General features: G+C 49.9%; 12 protein-coding genes. 7 read left to right on the top strand and 5 right to left on the bottom strand.

Annotated features, from left to right (window positions below; translation table 11 throughout):
* Nucleotides 1-39: 39 nt before the first annotated feature.
* Nucleotides 40-1,215, bottom strand: a complete 1,176-nt coding sequence (locus H7U12_RS07270; protein ID WP_186635794.1) for an acyltransferase family protein — start codon at nt 1,213-1,215, stop codon at nt 40-42.
* A 603-nt stretch (nt 1,216-1,818) separates the two neighbouring features.
* Between H7U12_RS07270 and H7U12_RS07265 the strand changes: the two genes are divergently transcribed.
* The 5 genes from H7U12_RS07265 (at nt 1,819) to H7U12_RS07245 (ending at nt 13,130) form a co-directional block, all read left to right on the top strand.
* Nucleotides 1,819-5,064: a SusC/RagA family TonB-linked outer membrane protein gene (locus H7U12_RS07265; protein WP_241749210.1), complete on the top strand. Its 3,246-nt coding sequence runs from the start codon at nt 1,819-1,821 to the stop codon at nt 5,062-5,064.
* Between the two features lie 17 nt (nt 5,065-5,081).
* Entirely contained in the window at nt 5,082-6,800 is a 1,719-nt protein-coding gene (locus H7U12_RS07260; RefSeq protein WP_186635234.1) for a RagB/SusD family nutrient uptake outer membrane protein, read from the top strand.
* Nucleotides 6,801-7,755: 955 nt separating this feature from the next.
* Nucleotides 7,756-10,800, top strand: a complete 3,045-nt coding sequence (locus tag H7U12_RS07255; RefSeq protein ID WP_186635231.1) for a SusC/RagA family TonB-linked outer membrane protein — start codon at nt 7,756-7,758, stop codon at nt 10,798-10,800.
* Nucleotides 10,801-10,810: 10 nt separating this feature from the next.
* Nucleotides 10,811-12,376: a SusD/RagB family nutrient-binding outer membrane lipoprotein gene (locus H7U12_RS07250; RefSeq protein WP_186635228.1), complete on the top strand. Its 1,566-nt coding sequence runs from the start codon at nt 10,811-10,813 to the stop codon at nt 12,374-12,376.
* Between the two features lie 265 nt (nt 12,377-12,641).
* Nucleotides 12,642-13,130 carry an N-acetylmuramoyl-L-alanine amidase gene (locus tag H7U12_RS07245; protein WP_317170757.1) on the top strand — a complete coding sequence of 163 codons (489 nt, stop codon included), beginning with the start codon at nt 12,642-12,644 and terminating at the stop codon, nt 13,128-13,130.
* Nucleotides 13,131-13,265: 135 nt separating this feature from the next.
* Here the strand turns inward: H7U12_RS07245 and fumC are convergent, their stop codons facing one another.
* The 4 genes from fumC to H7U12_RS07225 all read right to left on the bottom strand — a co-directional run bounded on the left by fumC (nt 13,266) and on the right by H7U12_RS07225 (nt 17,484).
* Nucleotides 13,266-14,660: a class II fumarate hydratase gene (fumC, locus tag H7U12_RS07240; protein ID WP_186635222.1), complete on the bottom strand. Its 1,395-nt coding sequence runs from the start codon at nt 14,658-14,660 to the stop codon at nt 13,266-13,268.
* A 274-nt stretch (nt 14,661-14,934) separates the two neighbouring features.
* Nucleotides 14,935-16,479 (bottom strand): glycoside hydrolase family 10 protein, encoded by a 1,545-nt coding sequence (locus H7U12_RS07235; RefSeq protein ID WP_186635219.1) that lies wholly within the window; start codon nt 16,477-16,479, stop codon nt 14,935-14,937.
* 124 nt (nt 16,480-16,603) lie between these two features.
* Nucleotides 16,604-17,323, bottom strand: a complete 720-nt coding sequence (locus H7U12_RS07230; protein WP_186635216.1) for a M15 family metallopeptidase — start codon at nt 17,321-17,323, stop codon at nt 16,604-16,606.
* On the bottom strand, nt 17,320-17,484 hold the full coding sequence (locus H7U12_RS07225) for a hypothetical protein (protein ID WP_186635213.1): 165 nt from the start codon (nt 17,482-17,484) through the stop codon (nt 17,320-17,322). The genes H7U12_RS07230 and H7U12_RS07225 overlap by 4 nt, the downstream gene beginning before the upstream one ends.
* A gap of 398 nt (nt 17,485-17,882) precedes the next feature.
* Here H7U12_RS07225 and H7U12_RS07220 point away from each other — a divergent pair, with 398 nt between their 5' ends.
* Together H7U12_RS07220 and H7U12_RS07215 are read left to right on the top strand one after the other, a co-directional pair.
* Nucleotides 17,883-20,744, top strand: coding sequence for a M16 family metallopeptidase (locus H7U12_RS07220; RefSeq protein ID WP_186635209.1), 2,862 nt, complete (start codon nt 17,883-17,885; stop codon nt 20,742-20,744).
* Between the two features lie 311 nt (nt 20,745-21,055).
* On the top strand, nt 21,056-21,712 hold the full coding sequence (locus H7U12_RS07215) for a hypothetical protein (RefSeq protein WP_186635206.1): 657 nt from the start codon (nt 21,056-21,058) through the stop codon (nt 21,710-21,712).
* Nucleotides 21,713-21,721: the final 9 nt, after the last annotated feature.

Below are 21,721 nucleotides of genomic sequence, written 5' to 3'. Positions count from 1 at the left end.
AACGATGCTTCTTGCTTTGAAGGAGTAGTCAGCAACAAATCAAACTTTGATGATGATGTTCTTGCGGTACATCACCCAGAGAATGATCATCCAGAAGAGAATCCAGGTCAAGGCCCAGGCCAAAGAGGCGTTGTACGGGTTGAGGAATGGCGTGTAGAAGGACTCATACAGGTAGGTTTTACTGTCTACCTCCCCTGCCGCAGTATCTACCTTAATCATAGACATGATTCTGGGGATGATGCCGGAAAGGAAGAAAACGGTGATCGCGTTCACGCCATACACCAGGAACGGCGTGGTGAACCGATGATAGCCTTTCACGTCAATGAGCCAGTAGCAGAGGCCTACGCCCAGCATGGCCAGGCCCGCGGTGTATAAGACGTACGAACTGGTCCAGAGGCTTTTGTTGATGGGGAAATGCAGATCCCAGATCAGACCCAGACAGGTACAGATCACGCCCCATACCATCAACCAGGCGATCTTGTTGCCGGGCTCGTCCTTCTTCTTCAGCCATTGGCCGGTCAAAACCCCGCAGAGCGCCGTCACCACCGCCGGAAGCGTGCTCAGGATTCCCTCCGGGTCCCACACCTTGGTTGATTTCCAGAGGTGACCGGGTAAAAGCGTGTTGTCCAGCCAGGCGGCCAGATTAGTGGTGGGTAGCAGATTGGATTGCCCAATGCCGGGAACCGGGGCAAACATCATCACAGCCCAGTAGCCCACCAGCAAGAAAACCGCAATCAGGATCTGCGTCCGGCGCTCGGTTTTCAGGAAGATAATGCCGGCGATGATGAACACTACGCCAATGCGCTGGAGTACCCCCGGAATCCGCACCGTTTCAAAGTCGAATTTCGGAAACAAGGCCAAAAACAGCCCCAACGCAAACAGCGTCAGCCCCCGCCGGATAATCCGGACGATCGTGGCCGTGTGTTGCTCCGGAAACTGCTTCGCGCCCGACAAGGCGTACGCAATCGAGACTCCCACAATAAAGAGAAAGAACGGAAACACCAGATCGGTGGGCGTACACCCGTGCCAGGCCGCGTGTTTCAGCGGCGCATAGATCTTGCCCCAGCTGCCAGGATTGTTCACCAGGATCATGGCCAGTACCGTGATTCCCCTGAATACATCCAGTGACTTAAGCCTGGGTCTGGAGGGAACGGCAGTGGTTACCGGGGGAAGGGTGTCTTTTTCAAGGGAAGGTAGAGGAGTAGTTGGGTTCATGCGTGGCATGGGTAAAGGTGAAGAATGGTAATGCTGGTAAGCAGATAAGCCTTGGGTAAGCTTTCAGGAACAGTAGCAAGATAGCAGATTCTGGTTGGCTTCACCAGCCCCTTACCGGGGCAAGAGCTACCCATAAAGCGCTAAGCAATTCAAATTTTTCTAAAGGTAAAAACCTAGACTTTGTATTTATGAATTTATTTAAAAATTGATGGCAGATTTTAATAAATATTGCATCATGGAAAAACTTTAAGAACTTTGCTTATTATTTCTAGTGATCTTTTGAAAGCTTTTTCATAGTTTTCCCATCTAATATTATATAGTGAGAACTCTATTTGTTTTGACCTTGATCACTGCTCTACTTGAAACTGATCTCTGAAGATTTTATCAAGACCGAGCTGGCTTTAAAGCCAAGAATAACAATAGCTATCGGCGAGAACGATTTTGAAAAGATCTATCATGTTGTGCCCTGTTTGATTGACCATGTATCCCAGCGTTTACATTTATCCTTCTCGGTTCTCCTTCTATATGGAGTTGTTCCTTTGCCCAGTTTCCATTAACCAACCTTAACCTATTAAAACCTCTAAATCCTTATTTATGCGAATAATGTTACGGTTATTACTAGTTGCTCTGAGCCTCTGCATCGCTCAGGCAGGTTTTGCCCAAGGCAAGACCATTACCGGAAGGGTGACCTCTTCCGAGGACGGATCTGCCATGCCTGGCGTGAGCGTGGTCGTCAAAGGAACTACCAACGGCACTGCCACTGATGTTGATGGTCGTTATTCCATACAGGCAGCCCCCGGAAGCGTATTGGTCTTCAGTTTTATTGGAGCGGTTCCGCAGGAGCATACCGTAGGTGATGCCGGTACAGTTGATGTAAAGTTAGGGTCAGATGCCAAAGCATTGGATGAGGTAGTGGTAGTAGGTTATGGTACCCAGAAGCGAAGTGATGTAACAGGTGCTATTTCAACTGTTGACACGAAGGTGCTTGAATCTAGACCAGTGACAGATGTGGCCCGTGCGCTACAAGGAACTACTCCAGGTTTATCAATCACAAGTTCCTCTGGACAGATTGGTCAGAACCCTACGATCAATTTACGGGGTATGACCGGAAGCTTGGGTAACAGCAACGGAGGGGCTCAGCCTTTGATTTTAGTAGATAACGTAGAAATACCCAGTTTACAACTCGTAAACCCTGATGATATTGAATCCATCTCTGTTTTGAAAGATGCGGCTTCTTCTTCTATCTATGGGGCTAGAGCAGCCTGGGGGGTTATTCTAATAACTACCAAGTCAGGAAAGAAAGGCTCTCCTGCAAAGATCAGCTACTCAAATAATTTTTCGTGGAACAAGCCTACCGAAACACCTAGGCCTGCCAACGCCGCTGATGCCGCCACTCTTTTGCTTGCAACGCAAAGAAGAGCAAACCCTACTTTGCCGCAGGTGGGCTTAGTAGGTGTTTTCTATGATGATGTTGCCATCCAGAGAATACGTGATTGGGAAAAGCAATATGGAGGGCAAGATTTAGGTTCAGACATGGTAATGGGTCGTGACTTTGAAGTGAGAGACGGTCGTTTATACTTCTATAGAACCTGGGATTTAGAGGATCTCTATATCCGTGACTGGACACCCATGCAGAAACACGATTTATCCGTGTCTGGCGGGAGTGAAAAAACGACTTACCATATAGGGGCCGGTTTCTTAGGACAGCAAGGGGTATTGAAGGTAAACCCTGATAAGTTCGATAGATACAACCTGAACCTGAACGTGACTACAAGCGCAACAAAGTGGTTAGATCTAAGATCAAGAGTATTATACTCTAACTCCTTAGCTGAAGAGCCTTACAACTTTAACAGTGCTACTTATGACCCCTGGTTCTATCTGTATAGATGGCCAGTAAACTTCCCTTATGGCACATTTGAAGGCAAGCCCTTCAGAAACGCCATTACAGAAGTACAGCAGGCAAAGACCAATACCAACAGAACATCTTTGTCCAGAATAAACGTGGGTGGTACCCTAAAGCCTTTGGAAGGATTGACAGTAGATGCTGACTTTACCTACACCAACACAAGCGGACAATATCACCAGACCGGTGGAGCCGTAAGCGGCTACAATTTCTGGGCAGGCGGAGGCACTTGGCCTTATGGACCTTTTACCTCGGCGGCAAATGATAGAGTTAGATATGAGAATAGCAGAAGAGAGCAACTAACGGGTAAGGCTTTCGCCACCTATAAGAAAGAAATCAATGAGCACTCTTTCAAAGTCATTGCCGGTGGTGATGTAGAGGAGATGGAGTACTGGTGGAATTCTGCAGAAAGAAGAGGCCTGTTAAATCCTGATCAGGGAGAGCTTCCTCTTGCCACAGGAGATCAACTGGTAGGTGGTGACCGCGACAAGTGGACAACGCTTGGGTTCTTTGGCCGTCTTAACTATTCATTCAAGAACAGATACCTTTTTGAAGTGAATGGCAGACAAGACGGTTCTTCCAGATTATCAAAAGCCAAGAAATGGGGCTTCTTCCCATCTGCTTCTGTGGGCTATGTAATCACAGAAGAATCCTTCATGCAGTTTACAGAACCAGTATTGTCATTCCTGAAGCTGAGAGCATCATGGGGGTCTATTGGTAACCAAAACGCCGATATTGACTATATCTACTCTACTATGACACCAGGTAACTCTGGTTGGGTCATGAACGGAGTAAACACCCTACAAGTAGGCACACCTACTTATATAGCTCCCCTTACCTGGGAAACTGTCACCACGCTTGACTTAGGATTTGATTCAAGATTCTTCAAAGACAAATTTGGTGTCGCTTTCGACTGGTACGAAAGAAAGACGAAAGACATGCACAGTTCTGGAATAGTACTACCAGGAACATTAGGGACTCCGGTGCCTAGAAGAAACTTCGGCGAGCTAAGTACAAAAGGCTGGGAGCTAGCGGTAGACTTCACGCATACTTTCAAGAATGATTTCCGCTTCACGGCAATGGCTACTCTATCAGATTTCAAAGAAGTAGTCACTAAGTTCTCGGATAACACAGGTATAACTGCAAACAGACCAGGTAAAGTGCTAGGAGAAATCTGGGGATTTGAGACAGATCGTTATTTCACCAAAGATGATTTCAAGCAAGATGCCAATGGTAATCCTATCATGGTGAACAACAAATATGTCTTGAAAGATGGTGTTCCATCTCAGGCCTTATTTGAAAATGCTGGTTTCTCTTATGGCCCCGGTGATGTTAAGTTCAAAGATCTGAATGGTGATGGTGTCATCACCCGCGGTTCCGGAACGGTATCTGATCCAGGTGATCAGAAGGTGATCGGTAACTCTACCCCGCGCTACCAATACGGTCTGCGCCTTGGCGCAGAATGGAAAGGGTTTGATTTCAGTGTGTTCTTCCAGGGAGTTGGCAAACGTGATTTCTGGGGCTCTGGTCCTATCGTCCTTCCCGGTTTCAGAGCGAGTGAAGGAACCTTCTTTGCCCATCAGAACGACTACTGGACGGAAGAGAATCCAAATGCCTTCTATCCTCGGCCTACAGACGCTGGCCAATCCACCACTTTCAGAAACTTCTTGCCTCAGAGCAAGTACTTGCTTGATTTATCTTACACAAGGGTGAAGAACCTCACCTTTGGTTACACATTGCCTCAGACACTAACCCGTAAGGTGAAAGTAGACCGGGTGAGAGTGTACTTCAGTGGTGAGAACCTCTTCACTATTGATAATCTAGGTGATATTCCAATTGACCCAGAAGTGAACTATACTACTTCTGGTTTGAATGATCAGGCAACGTTTGGTAGAGTGTATCCTTACCAAACCAATGTTTCATTTGGTCTTCAGCTTACCCTATAATACGTAATATCGATCTCATGAAAACTAGAATAATAACAATCCTGTTCTTTGCAATGACGTTCTTTGGTTGCGAAGACTACCTGGAAACGCCTCCGTTAGATAAACTGACTGATGAGACTTATTGGATAAATGAGAATAGTGTAAGAACTTTTTCTTATGGTTTCTATACGGCTTATTTCACCGGGTATGGCTCTGGTAACACCTGGGGCAAATATTTTACCGGACAGTCTCTGAATGATGATTTTGCCCCTGTTACTCCAGGGTTATTTACTCCTAACGCGGTTCCTGCTACGGCATCAGCAGCCGGGTGGACCTTTACCTGGGTCAGAAAAGCAAACCTGTTAATCAATAGAGTACAGACTGTGCCCATGGAGCAGGAAGCCATTAATCACTGGAGAGGCATTGGACGTTTCTTCAGAGGCATGGAGTACTCAGATCTGGTTAAAAACTTTGGCGATGTGCCGTGGTACAGCAGCACTCTTGTAGAAACTGACTTAGATCAACTGTACAAGCCACGTGATTCTCGTACTTTGGTGATGGACAGTGTGCTAGCAGATTTTAAATACGCTGCCCAAAACGTTCGTTTAACCAACGGCGCCAAGGGACTGACGGTGAACAAAGATGTGGTGCTGGCTTATATGTCTAGAATCTTCTTGTTTGAAGGAACCTGGCAGAAGTACCATAACAACAACAACGCCAAGGCAGCAGAGTATCTTGAAGCTGCTAAATGGGCCGCTGATGAAGTTATAAAGTCTGGCAGATATAGTTTAGGCAACTACAGAGAGGTTTTCAACTCTTTAAGCTTAGCAACAAACCCTGAAGTTATTCTTTATAGAGAATATGTAGAGGGAGTCCTCACGCACTCACTTAATACGTACAATAACAAAGAAGCTCAGACCGGTCCTTCTAAAGACCTTATTGATTCTTATTTAGCCGCTGATGGACTCCCTATTCAGAATTCTCCTCTGTATAAAGGTGATATAGGCATTTCTAACTGGTTAGGTAACAGAGATCCCCGCATTTCTCAGACCTTTGTGACAAGCGAATATAGATTGAATGGCGTTGTTGGTAACTATTCTACTACTGGAGTTGCTACGCATAAGTTCTTGAATGAAGCCATCAAGGATCAGACCATTGGTACTTCAAACCTCAATCCTACAGATGCTCCGGTAATCAGATTTGGCGAGGTCCTGATCAACTATGCAGAAGCAGCTACTGAGTTAGCAACTGTGGGTGGTCCTGCTTTAACCCAAGGTGATTTAGATATATCTATCAACAAGTTAAGAAGCAGACCAGGAATAAACTTGCCTCATCTGCAGGTTTTGGGTGGAGAACCAGCGGTTAACGGCCAAACCTATGATGACAAGGATAGAGATCCAACGGTGCCAGCAATGATTTGGGAAGTTCGTAGAGAAAGAAGAATTGAACTGGTCTTTGAAGGCTTCAGATTGGATGACCTTAAGAGATGGAAAAAGCTACAGTATACCAATACATTAACCAACCCAGAGATCAACATGGGGGCTTGGATTAAGAAATCTGATTATCCTAAAATTAACAGTGCCGTGGTTCTTGACAAAAGCAAAACGGCTACTGAAGGGTATATCACACCTGCTTGGGATGCTGCAGTTCAGAGAACCGAAATTCCTGATAAATATTACTTAAACCCTCTGCCGTTAGATCAAATTGTTCTTTACAAAGAGAGAGGAGTAACCCTTACCCAAAACCCTGGTTGGTAGTAAGCAGTTTCTGCACCGCCCCTAAAACAGAAAGGCCCGCATTTTGCGGGCCTTTCTGTTTTAGGGGCGGTCAATACCCTAATAGTTGTGAAGAGAGTCTCTTTAAGGATGTGCCTACTGCTTTCATAAATGAAATCTAAGTAATAAGCACCAAGGCAACTGGTTAATTGCTCTTGGTAAAGAAACAAGCTAGTGTTTTTCAAATCTGTTGGCAATGAATGCTCGTGCCATTATTGAATGTAACCCTGTTTTGGGGCTGATTTTCAAATAGTAGCCCTAAAGCATCAGTATATCCAGTTACTTACTGAACGCACTATTCTTTGCAATGCAGTAGTATGGATACTGCCGAATTTTCTACAATAGCTCTTCTTTCCTATTCAGAGGAAACTATCTTATATCCTTATTGGCTCATTGATAGCTCAGTCTGAACATATTCAGAATTTGTACTTTATACCTTCCCTTTACAATTAGCTTTCTAGAGTGTTAGCAGTATACAAGTGACCTAAGATGGTTTCCTTTGTTTAGAATAAGATAATATATGGCCTATATTTATGTAATAATGATAAATTTTATGAAGAAGTATTAAGTGCTTTATTTATAAATGCGCTAATTCTTGCAAAGTGGTAAAAATTTTTTTAAATTAAAATGACGATGTATGTAGGTCATCCCTAGCAGAATAGGCATTGTAGTAGAAGTGTTTCAGAGGGGTTTTAGGAAAAATAGGGCAAAAACATATAATGGGGTAATGCAGACCACTTGAATGGAAAAGAGTTCAGTAGTCAAATAGCTCTGATAAGGGGACCTGATAAAGTGTGGTGTTGGATATTGGTTGAATTTTCGTGGCGAGTTATATTATTCAATTTAAACTGACTAAAAGCTTAAGGAGAAATTCTGTCATTCATTTTAACTACTAAGAAAACCACTAATCTATTGAGTAAACCCTAAATCCTTTTCTATGAAAATAATCTTACGCTTAACCTTATTTGCTTTGAGCTTTCTACTAGTTCAGGCAAGTTATGCTCAAAACAACACCGTCGCTGGTAGAATTACTTCGGCCGAGGACGGTTCCGGGATGCCGGGCGTGAGCGTGGTTGTGAAAGGCACAACCGTAGGCGCTTCATCAGACGCTGATGGCCGCTATTCCATTCAGGCCGCACCCGGCAGTACGTTGGTCTTTAGTTTTATAGGCATGCTTCCCCTAGAACGTACCGTTTCTGGTGCTACTCTTGATGTGGTAATGCGGTCAGATTCCAAGGCTTTGGAGGAAGTGGTGGTTACCGCTTTTGGGGTTGAGCAGGAGAAGAGGGCCTTAGGTTTTTCGGTGCAAGAGGTACAGGCAAGAGAAATCACTGAGTCGCAGCAGGCAAATATTGTGAATGCCCTACAAGGCAAAGTGGCTGGTGTGCAAATCACCAATTCTGGCGGTGCGCCAGGAGCGTCTGCTATCATGTTGATTCGGGGAGGAACCTCCTTGAGTGGCAACAATCAGCCTTTGTACGTGGTAGACGGGGTGCCTGTAGACAACACCACTCCCGTTTCACAGGGGGGCTTAACCGCCGATGTCGCTCCGGGATCTAACCGGGCCATTGACATCAACCCCGAGGACATTGAAAGCTTAACCGTATTGAAGGGACCTGCCGCCGCTGCCTTGTATGGTTTACGGGCTGCCTCTGGGGTGGTGGTAATTACTACCAAGAAAGGATCTGCCGGTTCCACTAAAATCTCTTATTCTAATAGTTTCTCTTTTGATAAAGTGAACAGGTTGCCGGAACTGCAGTCCACGTATAAGCAGGGAGAGCAAGGAGTATTTGATGCCACCTCAAACGACTCCTGGGGACCTCAGTTCGAAGCGAATGAGCCTGTTTATGACAACTTGAAAAGTATTTTCAAAACAGCTTTCACGCAGAAGCATGATTTGGCGGTGAGTGGTGGAAATGCCCAGACGTCTTTCTATGCCTCTGCCTCACATTATGACCAAGGGGGTATTGTGGACAATACCAACCTGGAGAGAAATACCTTCCGCCTGACGGCAGAATCAAAGGTCGGTGAAAAATTGCGGATTGGAGGAACGGCCAATTACATTAAAACAGGGCGTGAGTATGTTTCGCAAGGCAGCGCCAACGGGGTCATGGGGGCGGTGTACTGGCCCCGGAATGATGACATGAGCAACTACCTCAACCCCAATGGTACCCAGCGTACTTTCCCTGGAATGGATAACCCGCATTGGGGCGTTCAGAACAAGCCCATAACCAGTGATGTTGACCGGGTAATGGCGGTTGGGCACGTTATATATGACCCGTTCACGTTTCTGAACATTACCTATAGATTAGGAACCGACTACTACACAGATAACTTCAAGAGCGTGAGAATGCCCGGCACCACCATTACCACCGAGGAAAAAGGTGCCCTTTCTCAGTCTACCACCAACAGCCAGATCACTACCTCCACCCTACTGGTGACAGGTAAGAAAACCTTTGGCGAAAACTTCAACACGAGCCTTACGGTAGGCCATAACCTGGAAAACTCTAATCGGCAGACAGCTACCTGGTATGGCAGAAACTTCATTGATCCTAGTTTTGCCGGTATCAACAATGTGGTGCAATCAGACCGTACCATCTCCCAGAATATTTCAAGACGCCGAATCATAGGTGTTTTCGGAGATTTGAACCTAGACTGGAAAGGCATTGCGTTCCTGAATTTCAGGGGCAGAAATGACTGGTCCTCTACGCTGCCGGTAAATGCCAGATCGTTCTTCTATCCGGCCGTGAGTACCTCCATTGTGGTAACCGATCTTTTGGAAGAATTTGGCATTACTTCCGAGAAAGGTATTATCTCATTTGGAAAGCTGCGGGCATCATGGGCTAGAGTAGGAAAAGATGCGCCACCCCACGTGTTGGCAACCACCTTAGGCACTACTACCAACACTTTTACCATTGCTCCCCGCGGGTTCATCTCTAACGCCAATGAGTACTATGGTAATCCGGCGCTCAAACCAGAATTCACCAACTCAATAGAAATAGGTGCCGATGTTCGGTTTCTGCGGAACCGCATCGGGGTAGACCTTACCTATTACAAAACCAGCACCGATGAGCAGATTCTGGGTACCCGTACTCCTCCGTCTTCAGGATCCTTCTTAGCTTACTTGAACGGAGGGCAGATTGACAATGAAGGGGTGGAATTAATGCTGAACACCCAACCTGTCACCAAAGAAAACTTTTCCTGGGCCCTGGATTTCAACTTTGCGAAGAACAAGGCTACGGTCAAAGATCTGCCTGGTGCCTTAGACAGGGTAGAACTGTCTGATGCCTGGGCGGCCGGAAACGTAGCTCAGGGAGCTGCGTTTTTGAATGGCTCTTTGTTCGGGATCAATGGCAACGTCTGGAAACGCAATGCCCAGGGTCAGTTGCTGATAGGTTCTAACGGATATCCTCAGGTGCAATCTCTGCTGCAGTCTATCGGTGACCGGAACCCTGACTGGACGGGTGGACTCACCAATACCTTCAATTATAAAACCTTCTCTCTCTCCTTCATGTGGGATGTACGTATTGGAGGTGACATCTACAATGCCACAGAGAACGTGCTGGTGCGCTCGGGGTTAAGTACCAAGACCCTGGAGAGAGGGCAGACCAGAGTCTTTGAAGGAATTGTAGAAGCTACTGGGCAGCCCAACACCCAGAGTGTGGTTCTGGACCAGAACTATTACCAGACCATCTACCCCTTTCAAGGCTATGACTTTGTGGAAGACGGAAGCTGGTACCGGTTGCGGTACATCACCCTAACCTATAACCTACCCAAAGGATTGATCCAGAAAACGCCCATCAAGAATTTGCAAGTGTTTGGGACAGGACGCAACCTCATCTTGATTACCGATTACTCTGGAGTTGATCCGGAGGTTTCCGGGAGTGGAGCAGGAGTGGGAGGTTCAGGATCTTTCGGGTTTGATAACCTGGGAGTGCCGGCTACCAGAGGCTTTGATGTAGGCTTGAAAGTAACCCTTTAATGCGTAGATAATGAAAAAGATATATATACAAGTAAAGACTCTTCTTCTGGCTACTCTGCTGCTCAGTAGCGGCTGCGACGACTATCTGGATGTCAACAAAGACCCTAACCTGCCTACCATCGTGCCTGCGCACACCAGGCTCGTGGGAGCGATTACCACCACCAATGGAGCGTCTATGTGGCGCGGCTCCAGGGAAGTAGTGGCGGTAACTCAATACGCCTCTACCGCGAACGTAGCAACGGGCACCAACCGCAATGCCGAGCAATGGCGGTTTACAGCCAGTTACTTCTTCTGGCAAAACGCCTATGTGTTCACCATGCCCAACTGCGTAGACTTGATTGTTTTAGGCGAACAAGAGGGAAACCCGCATTTTGTAGGAGCCGGTAAAACTTTGCTGGCGTTGAATTATGGCATGCTGACAGACCAGTACGGGGCCATTGTAGTGGATGATTATTACAGTGGCAAATCCCAGATTAACCTCACGCCCAAGTTCAATACCCAGGAAGAGGTATACCAGAGAATTCAGCAGCTGCTGGACGAGGCCATTGTCGCTTTCAATGACCCAAGCAACAAGGTTCCGCTGAATTTTAGTGGCGGGGATATCATGTACCAGGGAGATGTGGAGAAGTGGAAGCGCTTTGCCTGGTCTTTGAAAGCCAGGTACATGAACCACCTGCACAAAAAAGGAAATCTATACAAACCGCAGGAGATCATCGCTGCCGCCCAGAATGGCTTTAACGCCGACGGAATGGATGCAGAATTCGCCTATTTATCCAACGGGCAACAAACCGACGAGAACCCATGGTATAGCTGGGGCGGTTTTACCAACCCAGACCGCAAGCAAGACCGCTATTTCACCTGGACTCAGTTCTACATTGACTTACTGCAGAATTTCCCGGTAACGGAGACAGATTACCAAGACCCGCGCATCAGTAAGATCATGACGCCGGCCGCAGATGGTCAATACCGGGGTCTACGCTCTGGGCTAGGCCTTAACGGCGGCCAAGGCGGAACCGGAACTTTCACCTCAGAAAATGACTACGGTCCGTTCAAGAACAGTGGGTTTTATACCAGAGCTACTTCCCCTTTCCCGTTTATTACCTATTCTGAGGTAAAGCTGATTGAAGCAGAAGCCCGGCTCAGGTCAGCAGACGCAGCTGGAGCTTTAGCTGCTTATGAAGAAGGGGTAAAAGCGAATATGAGAAAGTTAGGCGTATCTGCTAACGACATCAACGCGTACTGGACCGCCCAACTAGCCGATGGCGTAGTGGCCCATTTCAATAATCTCACGCAAGGGTTAAGCCACATCATGCGGCAGAAATACATCACGCAAACGCTGAACCCCGAAACCTGGGTTGACATGCGCCGCATGGAGTACAGCCAAGCCATCTACGGACCTTCCCTGCAAAGACCGGCTAACCTGAACACGGTTGTTTTTGATGCCAATAATCCCAACCAGTGGATACAGGCCATGGTGTATGAGACAAACGAGCAGAATAGAAATGGAGCGCAGATTGGTGATAACTCAGAGCGGTACCGCTTACTGACGCCACTCTGGTGGAATACGCCACAATAATGTGTTTTAGAAGGAGGATCAGCTTTTTTGATCCTCCTTTTAAATTTAGATACCCATTACGTAAATAAAGATGATAACCCCCTCCTCCCTGATTAAATATACCTGCTGCTTTATTGGCCTGCTAAGTTTTCCTGGCTGCTCTGCCCCTACCTTCAGGATTCTTGACAAGCCGGTTGTTTTCGATGAAGAACGAAAAAAGTTATCCCTGGAATACTTAGCCTCCAGGCACGGCCTACAGCAAGAGGCGCCTTATATCTTGCCTAAGATGATTGTCTTGCACTGGACGGGCAGCCATACCGTTGAACAAGGCTTTGATACCATGAATCCGGCCCTGCTGCCAGGCCGGCGGCAAGCTATTGCCGGAGCCAGCGTCTTGAACGTGGCAGCCCAGTTTCTGGTAGACCGAGACGGAACCATCTTCAGGCAATTGCCCGACACCGCCTTTGCCCGCCACGTGATTGGCCTGAATTACTGTGCCATTGGGATAGAAAACGTGGGGAGCGATGATGCCCCGCTCACCAAAGCCCAGCTCAAAGCCAATGAAGCCCTGATCAGGCACCTGAAGCAGAAATATCCCATTGAGTACGTGATTGGGCACTATGAATACAAAGACTTTGCCGCCCATGCGCTATGGAAAGAAGCCGATTCTTCGTACCGAACCGTTAAAACCGATCCCGGTAAATCCTTCATGCGGAAAATAAGGAAAAGAACCGAAGACCTTCAGCTGAAAGGCTCGCCATTGTCAGAGGAATAGCCAGCCAGGGCTGATAGTTTCATGGAGAAAGCCTACTAAACCAGCGTCTAACAAAACAGAAAAGCCCTTCCGCTACAGCAGAAGGGCTTTTCTGTTTTAAGCACCTTTTACGTAAAATACGCCTAAAACGGCTTCTTACTTCAGGCTGCCAATCATGTCTTCGGGTTTCACCCACTGGGTAAATTGCTCATCAGTGAGCAGGCCCAGGTCAAGGGCGGCTTGGCGGAGGGTAGTGCCTTCCTTATGCGCTTTCTTCGCGATTTTAGCGGCGTTGTCATAGCCTACGTGCGGGTTCAGGGCTGTTACCAGCATGAGCGAGTTTTCCAGCTGGCGCTTGATTACTTCGTAGTTCGGCGCAATGCCTACGGCGCAGTGCTTGTCGAAAGAATCACAGGCATCGCCTAGTAAGCGGGCGCTCATGAGCAGGTTGAAGATCATCATCGGTTTGAACACGTTCAGCTCAAAGTGACCGTTCATGCCGCCCACGGAGATCGCCACATCGTTCCCGATCACCTGGGCGCACACCATGGTCATGGCCTCGGCCTGAGTTGGGTTTACTTTGCCCGGCATGATGGAAGAACCGGGCTCGTTCTCCGGAATGATGATTTCACCGATCCCGGAACGCGGACCAGAGGCCAGCAACCGGATGTCGTTGGCAATCTTCATCAGGCTTACGGCCAGTTGCTTCAGCGCACCGGAAGTCTCTACAATGGCATCATGCGCTGCCAAAGACTCAAACTTGTTTTCAGCGGTTTTCAGGGGCAAGCCAGAGAATTCAGCTATTTTCTGAGCTACCAATTCGGCGTAGCCTTGTGGCGTGTTCAGGCCGGTTCCTACGGCAGAACCTCCTAGGGCAAGCTCGCTCAGGTGATCTAAGGTGTTTCTAAGAGCACGCATGCCGTGGTCCAGCTGAGACACGTAACCAGACAGTTCCTGGCCCAGGGTCAGCGGCGTAGCATCCATTAAATGCGTCCGGCCGATTTTCACCACGTTCATGTACTCCTGTGACTTGGCGTGCAGCGTATCACGCAGTTTCTGCACCATGGGCAGGGTATGCTCAGACACTACCTTGTAACCGGCAATGTGCATGGCCGTCGGGAAGGTGTCGTTCGAGGACTGTGATTTGTTCACGTCATCGTTCGGGTGGATCTTCTTTTTCTCGTCCATCAGGTCACCGCCCAGCAATACGTGCGCGCGGTTGGCCACCACTTCGTTCACGTTCATGTTGCTCTGGGTACCGGAACCGGTCTGCCAAACCACCAGCGGGAACTGATCGGCTAACTCACCGGCCAGGATCTCATCGCACACGCGGCCAATGATCTCGGCTTTGTCCTGCGGCAGAACGCCCAGCTCGGTGTTGGTGTAAGCGGCGGCTTTCTTTAAAATGGCGAAAGCCTCCACTACCTCGCGGGGCATCAGCTGGCCGCCAATGGTGAAGTTTTCTTTGGACCGTTGGGTCTGGGCACCCCAGTATTTATCGGCGGGCACCTCTACCGGGCCCATGGTGTCTTTCTCTATGCGTACGCTCATATCTGTTAGAAAATGGTTAATACTTTAGATGCCTCAAAACTACGGAATTATTCATAAAAAACGGGAGCCGATGAGGTCTCCCGTTTTACGCTTGTTTTCCGGAAAAGACCGCTAAAACAGCTTTGTTAATGGTTAGAAATAACTTCGGGAAGAATTACTTACCCCTCCAAGGAGGGGAGTTCTGCAGTTGAAGGAAAATGACCTGCTCCTCAGAAGAGAATCAGAGGTTGATAGAGAAGCTAGCACATCAGCACATTCATCCATTGGCACATGATTACTTCTTTCGCTTCCCTCCTGCTTTCTCAGACAGCGAGCTTTCATTGTGCAGCCTGTCCACGGCGGTAACGGCATAGGTATAGTTCTCCCCGGCCTTGGCCGATGTGTCTGTATAGGCGGTGCCTCCGTGGTGAATGGCCAGGATGTGGGCCGGGTTCTCCGGGTTGAGGATTCGGCCGCTCTGCACGCGGTAGATCACGTAATAACGGGCGGTATTGCCGTCTGCGGCAGCGGCCGGGGCCGTCCAACGCAACGCTACTCCTTCAGTTGTGTTCTGTACTTTTAAATGGGTGGGCGCCAAAGGCGGAATGCTGTCCAGCCAGGGCATGGTGGGCAACAGCGCCGGATTGGTGTAATAGAACTGCCGAAGGCTGTCCTGAATGCCGTTGGGGTTAGCCATGACAGACTTCGAGCTGAAGTACACGCTGCCGTGCACGTTTGGCGTCTGGCGGTTAAGTCGAAGCTGGCGGCCGGTTTCGTTGGGGTCTGACCATTGCTTGTACACGCGGTCATTGTTGATCTTGTACGGCCCGTGCCCTACGTACAGATGTTTCCCGAAGCTGTTCTTGCTCCACCAGTCCAGCAGTTTGCCGTAATCGGCGGCCGGGTGGCCCAGGTGGAAGTAAATCTGCGGCACGTTGTAGTCAATCCAGCCTTTTTCCAGCCAACCTCTTATATCAGCATACAGGTGGTCATAGTTGGTGATGCCGCCCTTGGAGTCTGAGCCGCGGGGCTCCTGCTCGGTCTTGTTCCGCCAGATGCCAAACGGACTGATCCCGAATTTCACGTACGGCTTCTCTTTCTTGATCTGCTCCGACAGTACCCTGATCACCTCGTCTACGTTGTAGCGGCGCCAGTCGTCTTTGTTCTTGAAATTGGCGCCGTACTTGGCGAAATCCTCGTCATCCGGAAACGGGTCTTTGGTGGGGTACGGGTAGAAATAATCGTCAAAATGAACGGCATCGATGTCATAGCGGCGCACCACGTCCATGATCACGTCAACAATGTATTGCCGCACCTCGGGCAGACCCGGCTTGAAATAATACTTTCCGCCGTACTGGATAAACCACTCAGGGCGGGTTCTGGTGATATGACGGGGCGAGATGTTGGCGCTGATGGTGTCATGCGTGGCGCGGTACGGGTTGAACCACGCGTGGAACTCCATGCCGCGCTTGTGCGCCTCGTCAATCTGGAACGCCAGCGGGTCATACGGCGGATTGGGTTCCTGGCTCTGTTTGCCGGTAAGCCAGTGCGACCACAGTTCCTTGCTGCTGCGGTAAAGGGCATCGGTGGTGGGGCGCACCTGCACCACTACAGCGTTGATGCCGGTTTTCTGGTGTTCGTCCAGGATGTAGCGGAACTCCTCCATTTGCGTGACGGGCGAGAGGCCTTGCTGGCTGGGCCAGTCAATGTTAGCGACGGTGGCAATCCAGACGCCCCGGAACTCCCGTTTGGGCGAAGGTTGGGCGTATGCAAAGGAAGTAAGGAGACAGAACAGTAGGGTCAGTAACCCGGACTGCAACGAGGGGAAGGGTTTTTTCATAGAAAGGAAAAAAGGAATAAAGCTGAAGGGGCAAATATCGCCCTTTCGATATATCCTACAAGGTTTTCCTTTCTGCGTTTTTAGGGTTGTTTTCTGAAATCAGGGCCAAAACGGAGAAGAGTTCTTAGTTCTTCAGCGCTTTCAGGTCCTCGAACCGGATGTCCATGAGCGGATAGCTGCGCCAGTCCTTGAAATCGAAATGCCACCACTCGTCTGGATACACCTGGAATCCGTGCCGCAGCATGGCTTGCTTGAGCAGGTCGCGGTTCTGTTTCACTTTGGAGGGTAACTTGGCGTAGTCAGAATGAGCTTTGGGCGTGAAGGCATCGTAAGCGGTGGGCATTTTCAGCTCTTTTCCGTCTCTCAATCTGATCAAGGTCAGGTCCATGGCGCAGCCGCGGTTATGGCGGGAGCCGGTGCGCGGGGAGGCCACAAACACAGAGTCTTTCACTTTCTCGAAGAACTGCACTGTGACCTGGTACGGGCGGTAGCCATCGTAAATCTTGAGGCCCAGCCCCAGCGGTTTCAGCTCGGCCTGGATCTTCTTCAGCGCATCGGCCACGGGTTTACGGGCGTAGGCCGTGGCCAGCGTGTAGACGGGCTCGCCGGCCAGGTTGTCTTTTGTGGCGTATCTGATGTCCAGCACCAGCCCCGGAATGTAGGAAGCTAACTCCACCAGCTCCTGTTTGGGATCTTGCGCCACTAACTCCTGGTACAAGGCGGTGCTGGAAACCACGGGTAAGCCGAAGTGGTTTTTAGGAATGGAAGACAGCGCCGGAGCCTGGGCGTGGGCAGTGGCTACGGTGACCGTCCAGAGCAGGAACAGGAAGAAGTGCTTTTTCATTTGCGCTGATAGACGATGTACGCTAAAATACCCGAGGCAAGAAAGGTGATGAGCCGGAGCCACTCTATCCGGCCGGTGGTAAAATAGGTGAGGCAAAGGGCGGTCCAGGCTAACAAAGTCCCCAGGCAGAAGAGGAACAAAATGAGCTTTCTATTTTTCATGCGGTTGTCATATATAAGAATAGCGGCCGATGCCGCGAATAGGTGTTGGTGTTTTCCATCGCCTGAACAACTAAATAAGGGAAATAACTCATTTTACGCCTCTTTTTACGAAAATATGCCCAAAACGCAGCAAAGCGATTCTCGCCTAAATATAGCTAACATCTAATATATAAGTTTTCTGAAACAGAAGTCAGCTCCATCTTCCTGCGGAAATTCTAAAGGAGGAGATTCGGTCTGCTTTGGGCCTGTTTTCCGGAAAACGGGTGCGAAACGGAAAGAAGCAGCCAAGCGCAAAATCCCGCGTCTTTCTCTGTAAGAAATCAGCTTGAGCCGCTACTAATAAGACAGCCGATACAAGTCATCAAACCTAACTCACCTCAAACCCTTTTCCTCTGATCATGAACAAACGAATCAAAGTGGCCTGCTTGTCTATGCTGATAGGCGGTATGGCAATAAACCCGGCCCAGAGCGTGTGGGCGCAGGCCGCCAAGAAGCCTGCGGCCAAGACCTCGGCGGCGGCTGCCAATTTCGACCTGAAGTACGAAAAATACAAGCTGCCCAACGGGCTGGAGGTAGTGCTGCACCAGGACAAATCAGACCCGAAAGTGGCGGTGGCCATCATGTACCACGTAGGTTCCAGCCGTGAGAAACAGGGCCGCACCGGCTTTGCGCACTTCTTTGAACACATGCTGTTCCAGAACTCAGAGAACGTGGGCAAAGGCAACTTCATCAAAGGAGTAAACCAGATTGGCGGTACTTTCAACGGCGGTACGTTCACGGACGGAACCGTGTATTATGAAGTAGTGCCCAAAGACGCGCTGGAAAGAATCCTGTGGATGGAGTCTGACCGCATGGGCTTCTTTATCAACACCGTGAGCGAATGGGGACTTGAGAACGAGAAGCAGGTGGTGAAAAACGAGAAGCGCCAGCGTGTGGATAACCAACCCTACGGCCACACCAACTACGTGATCCTGAAGAACCTGTACCCGGCCAGCCATCCGTATAACTGGGAGGTAATCGGGTCACTGGAAGACCTGCAGAACGCCACCCTAGCCGATGTCAAAGAGTTTTATGAACAATGGTACGGCGCCAGCAACGCCACGTTGGTGTTGACCGGAGACTTTGAGACGCCCGAGGCCAAGCAACTGATCTCAAAGTATTTTGGCGAGCTGAAAAACAAACCAGAGGTTAAGAAATTAACGCCGCAGCCCGCCAAACTTACTTCTACCAAGTCACTTTTCCACGTGGATAACTTTGCCAATCTGCCCGAGTTAACCATGGTGTACCCCACGGTAGAGCAGTACCACAAAGACTCGTACGCCCTGAGCATGCTGGGCAGCCTGCTGTCTGAAGGCAAGAACTCGCCCTTTGAGCGCATCATTGTGGAAGAGAAGAAACTGGCGCCGGGTGCCTCCGCGGACCAGAGCTCCGCGGAGATTGCCGGTACCTTCCGGGTACGGGTGCGCGCCTTCGATAAGAAAGACCTGGACGATGTGCAGGCCGCCGTATTTGCGGCGTTTGACAAGTTTGAGAAAGACGGCGTGAACCAGCAGGAGCTGGATCGTTTGAAGATCAAGGAGGAAACCGCGTTGTACAACGGCATCTCCAGCCTGCTGAACAAAGCCTTCCAGCTGGCCCAGTACAATGAGTTCGCTGGGGACCCGGGCTTCGCGAAGAAAGACATTGCCATGACCCAGGCCGTTACCGCGCAGGACATCATGAACGTGTACCGCAAGTACATCAAAGGCAAGCCGTACGTGATGACCAGCTTCGTGCCCAAAGGGCAGGAAGAACTGGCCGTGAAAGGCGCCGTGAAAGCCGAAGTGGTGGAAGAGAAAGTAGTGGCCGGGGCCGAGGGAGCCAATACGGGCACTGAGCCTACCACCTTCGCCAAAACGCCGTCTAAAATTGACCGCAGCAAGATGCCGGAGCTGAGCAACAATTTCGCGTTCAAAGCCCCCGCTATCTGGACTTCGCAGCTGAAAAACGGCATGAAAGTGTACGGCATTGAGCAGAATGAATTACCGCTGGTGCAGTTCAGCATTCAGCTCAAAGGCGGCATGCAGCTAGACGCGCCTAACAAGATCGGGACTGCCTCTCTGGTGGATGCCATGCTGCTGGAAGGCACCAAAAACAAAACCCCGCAACAGCTGGAGGAAGCCATCGGGCAGTTGGGCGCGTTCATCAACGTAAGTTCTTCGTCTGAGAACATCACCATTTCCGGCAACACGCTGGCCCGCAATTTCCCGCAGGTGATGAAACTGGTGGAAGAGATTCTGCTGGAGCCGCGTTGGGACGAGGCCGAGTTCACGAAAGCCAAGCAGGCGGCCCTGAACCAGATCAAGCAGATGCAAGCCAACCCGTCGGCGGTGGCGTCTCTGGCCTTCAACAAAGTGCTATACGGCGAGAACAGCCGCTTCGCCTACCCTACGGCCGGCACCATGCAAACCGTGGAAGGCATTACGCTGCAAGACCTGAAAGACTACTACCAGAAGAACTTCTCGCCTAGTGTGGCTAGTTTCCAGGTGGCCGGTAGCGTGAAACAAGCCGATGTGGCCAAAGCCCTGGCCAGCCTTGAGCAGAAATGGACCGCCAAAAACGTGGCGTTGCCTGCCCCGGTAACCGCCACCGCCAAACCAGCCGCCCGCCTGTACTTTATTGACCAGCCAGAGGCCAAACAGTCGGTGATTTACGCCGGGTACCTGGCCGTGCCGGTAGGTTCACCAGACTACGCCGCGCTGCAGGCCATCAACCACAAACTGGGAGCCGGATCGGCCTCTACCCTGTTCAACGTGCTGCGTCTGCAGAAAGGCTACACCTACGGGGCAGGCTCCGGGTTCTCGCGCCGCCCAACCGCGCCGGGCATGTTTGCCGCTTCATCCAGCGTGCGGACCAACGTCACCAAAGAATCACTGCAAACTTTTGACGAGATCCTGAAAACCTACGGCACCAGCTACACAGAGCAGGATTTAGCCACCACCAAAGGAGCCTTGGTCAAAGAAACGGCATTGAGCTACGAGACCCTGGGCAGCCTGGTGAATCTGCTGGAGACCATCAACACGTACAATCTGCCCCTAGATTACCTGAAGCAGAACGAAGTCGCCATCCAGAACCTGAGCTACACCCAGGCCAAGAGCCTCATCAACAACTACATCGACCCGAGCAAAATGGTGTACGTAGTGGTAGGCGATGCCAAAACCCAGTTAGCCGGCCTCAAAGACTTAGGCTTAGGAGAACCGGTTGTGTTGCAAAACAAATAGCAGCAAGATTTCCTCCTTTCTCAAAAGCCCGTTGCCCCCGCAGCGGGCTTTTGTTTTGGGGCCATTTTCCGAAAAACAGCTTAATTCTGGACGGATAGTTCTGAGGACTTTTTCTGAAAACGGGCTTAAAACGCTCAGTAACGCTTTCATTTTTGCTTTTAACCGAAGGGCGATATGTCCACTGGCCGCTGCTTTTGTGATTCATGCCGACAAGCCCCATCTTTGTTCCCGTAAAAGCACGTAGTGCCCTTTTAAGAACAGAACCCATGCGGACACCCAAGATATATTTGATTTGCCTTAGCCTCAGCTTTTTGGCCCTCGGATGTGAACCAGAGAAGCTGGAGCGCGGAAAAGAAATGGCAGTGGAAGCCGAACGGCACAAAGTAAAGCGGATCACCGAGGAAGACATGGAGAAACAGGCCATTGCCGCCGGTGATACCATTATCCGGTTGGTGGAAGGAGCGTTCCTGCAGTTAGCCGAGAGCCAGCCCAAAGAGCAGGCGCTGTTTGTCGCGCAACCAGACAAGCTGCCCACCGTGAACAGCATTCTGCAACGCTACAACGCCACCCTGAAACGGCAGACGTTCTCCTCTGAAGCCGAGGCCCAACAGTACATCACCAAAGCCGGACTTGTCACTTCTGATGGTAAAACCCAGCCCACGGCCACCCTGCAGGTGCGCGAAGGACAAGTGAATTACCAGCGACCCATTGAAATCAGGAGACGCAACTGCGCCAGCTGCGATGAACCCAGCCTGCTGGACTACACCTCCCCTACGCTGGAGCAGCTACGGGTCTACTCGGCGCAGGGCAAGCCCGAGGGGCTCACAGAAGGCCAGGTACGCGGCCTGTGGCTTATCTCCTTCCCCCGGCAGAAGATCATTGAGCAGATTACCCTCAAGACGAAACCATCGCGCCGGGGCCGGGGCGGCTTTTTCGGGAGCAAACCAGATACTGCCGCCAAACAGTAGCCCAAGCCC

It is taken from the genome of Rufibacter sediminis, from assembly GCF_014269285.1.
GTDB classification, from domain to species: Bacteria; Bacteroidota; Bacteroidia; order Cytophagales; family Hymenobacteraceae; genus Nibribacter; species Nibribacter sediminis.
This window is presented reverse-complemented; position numbering and strand designations above follow the sequence as displayed.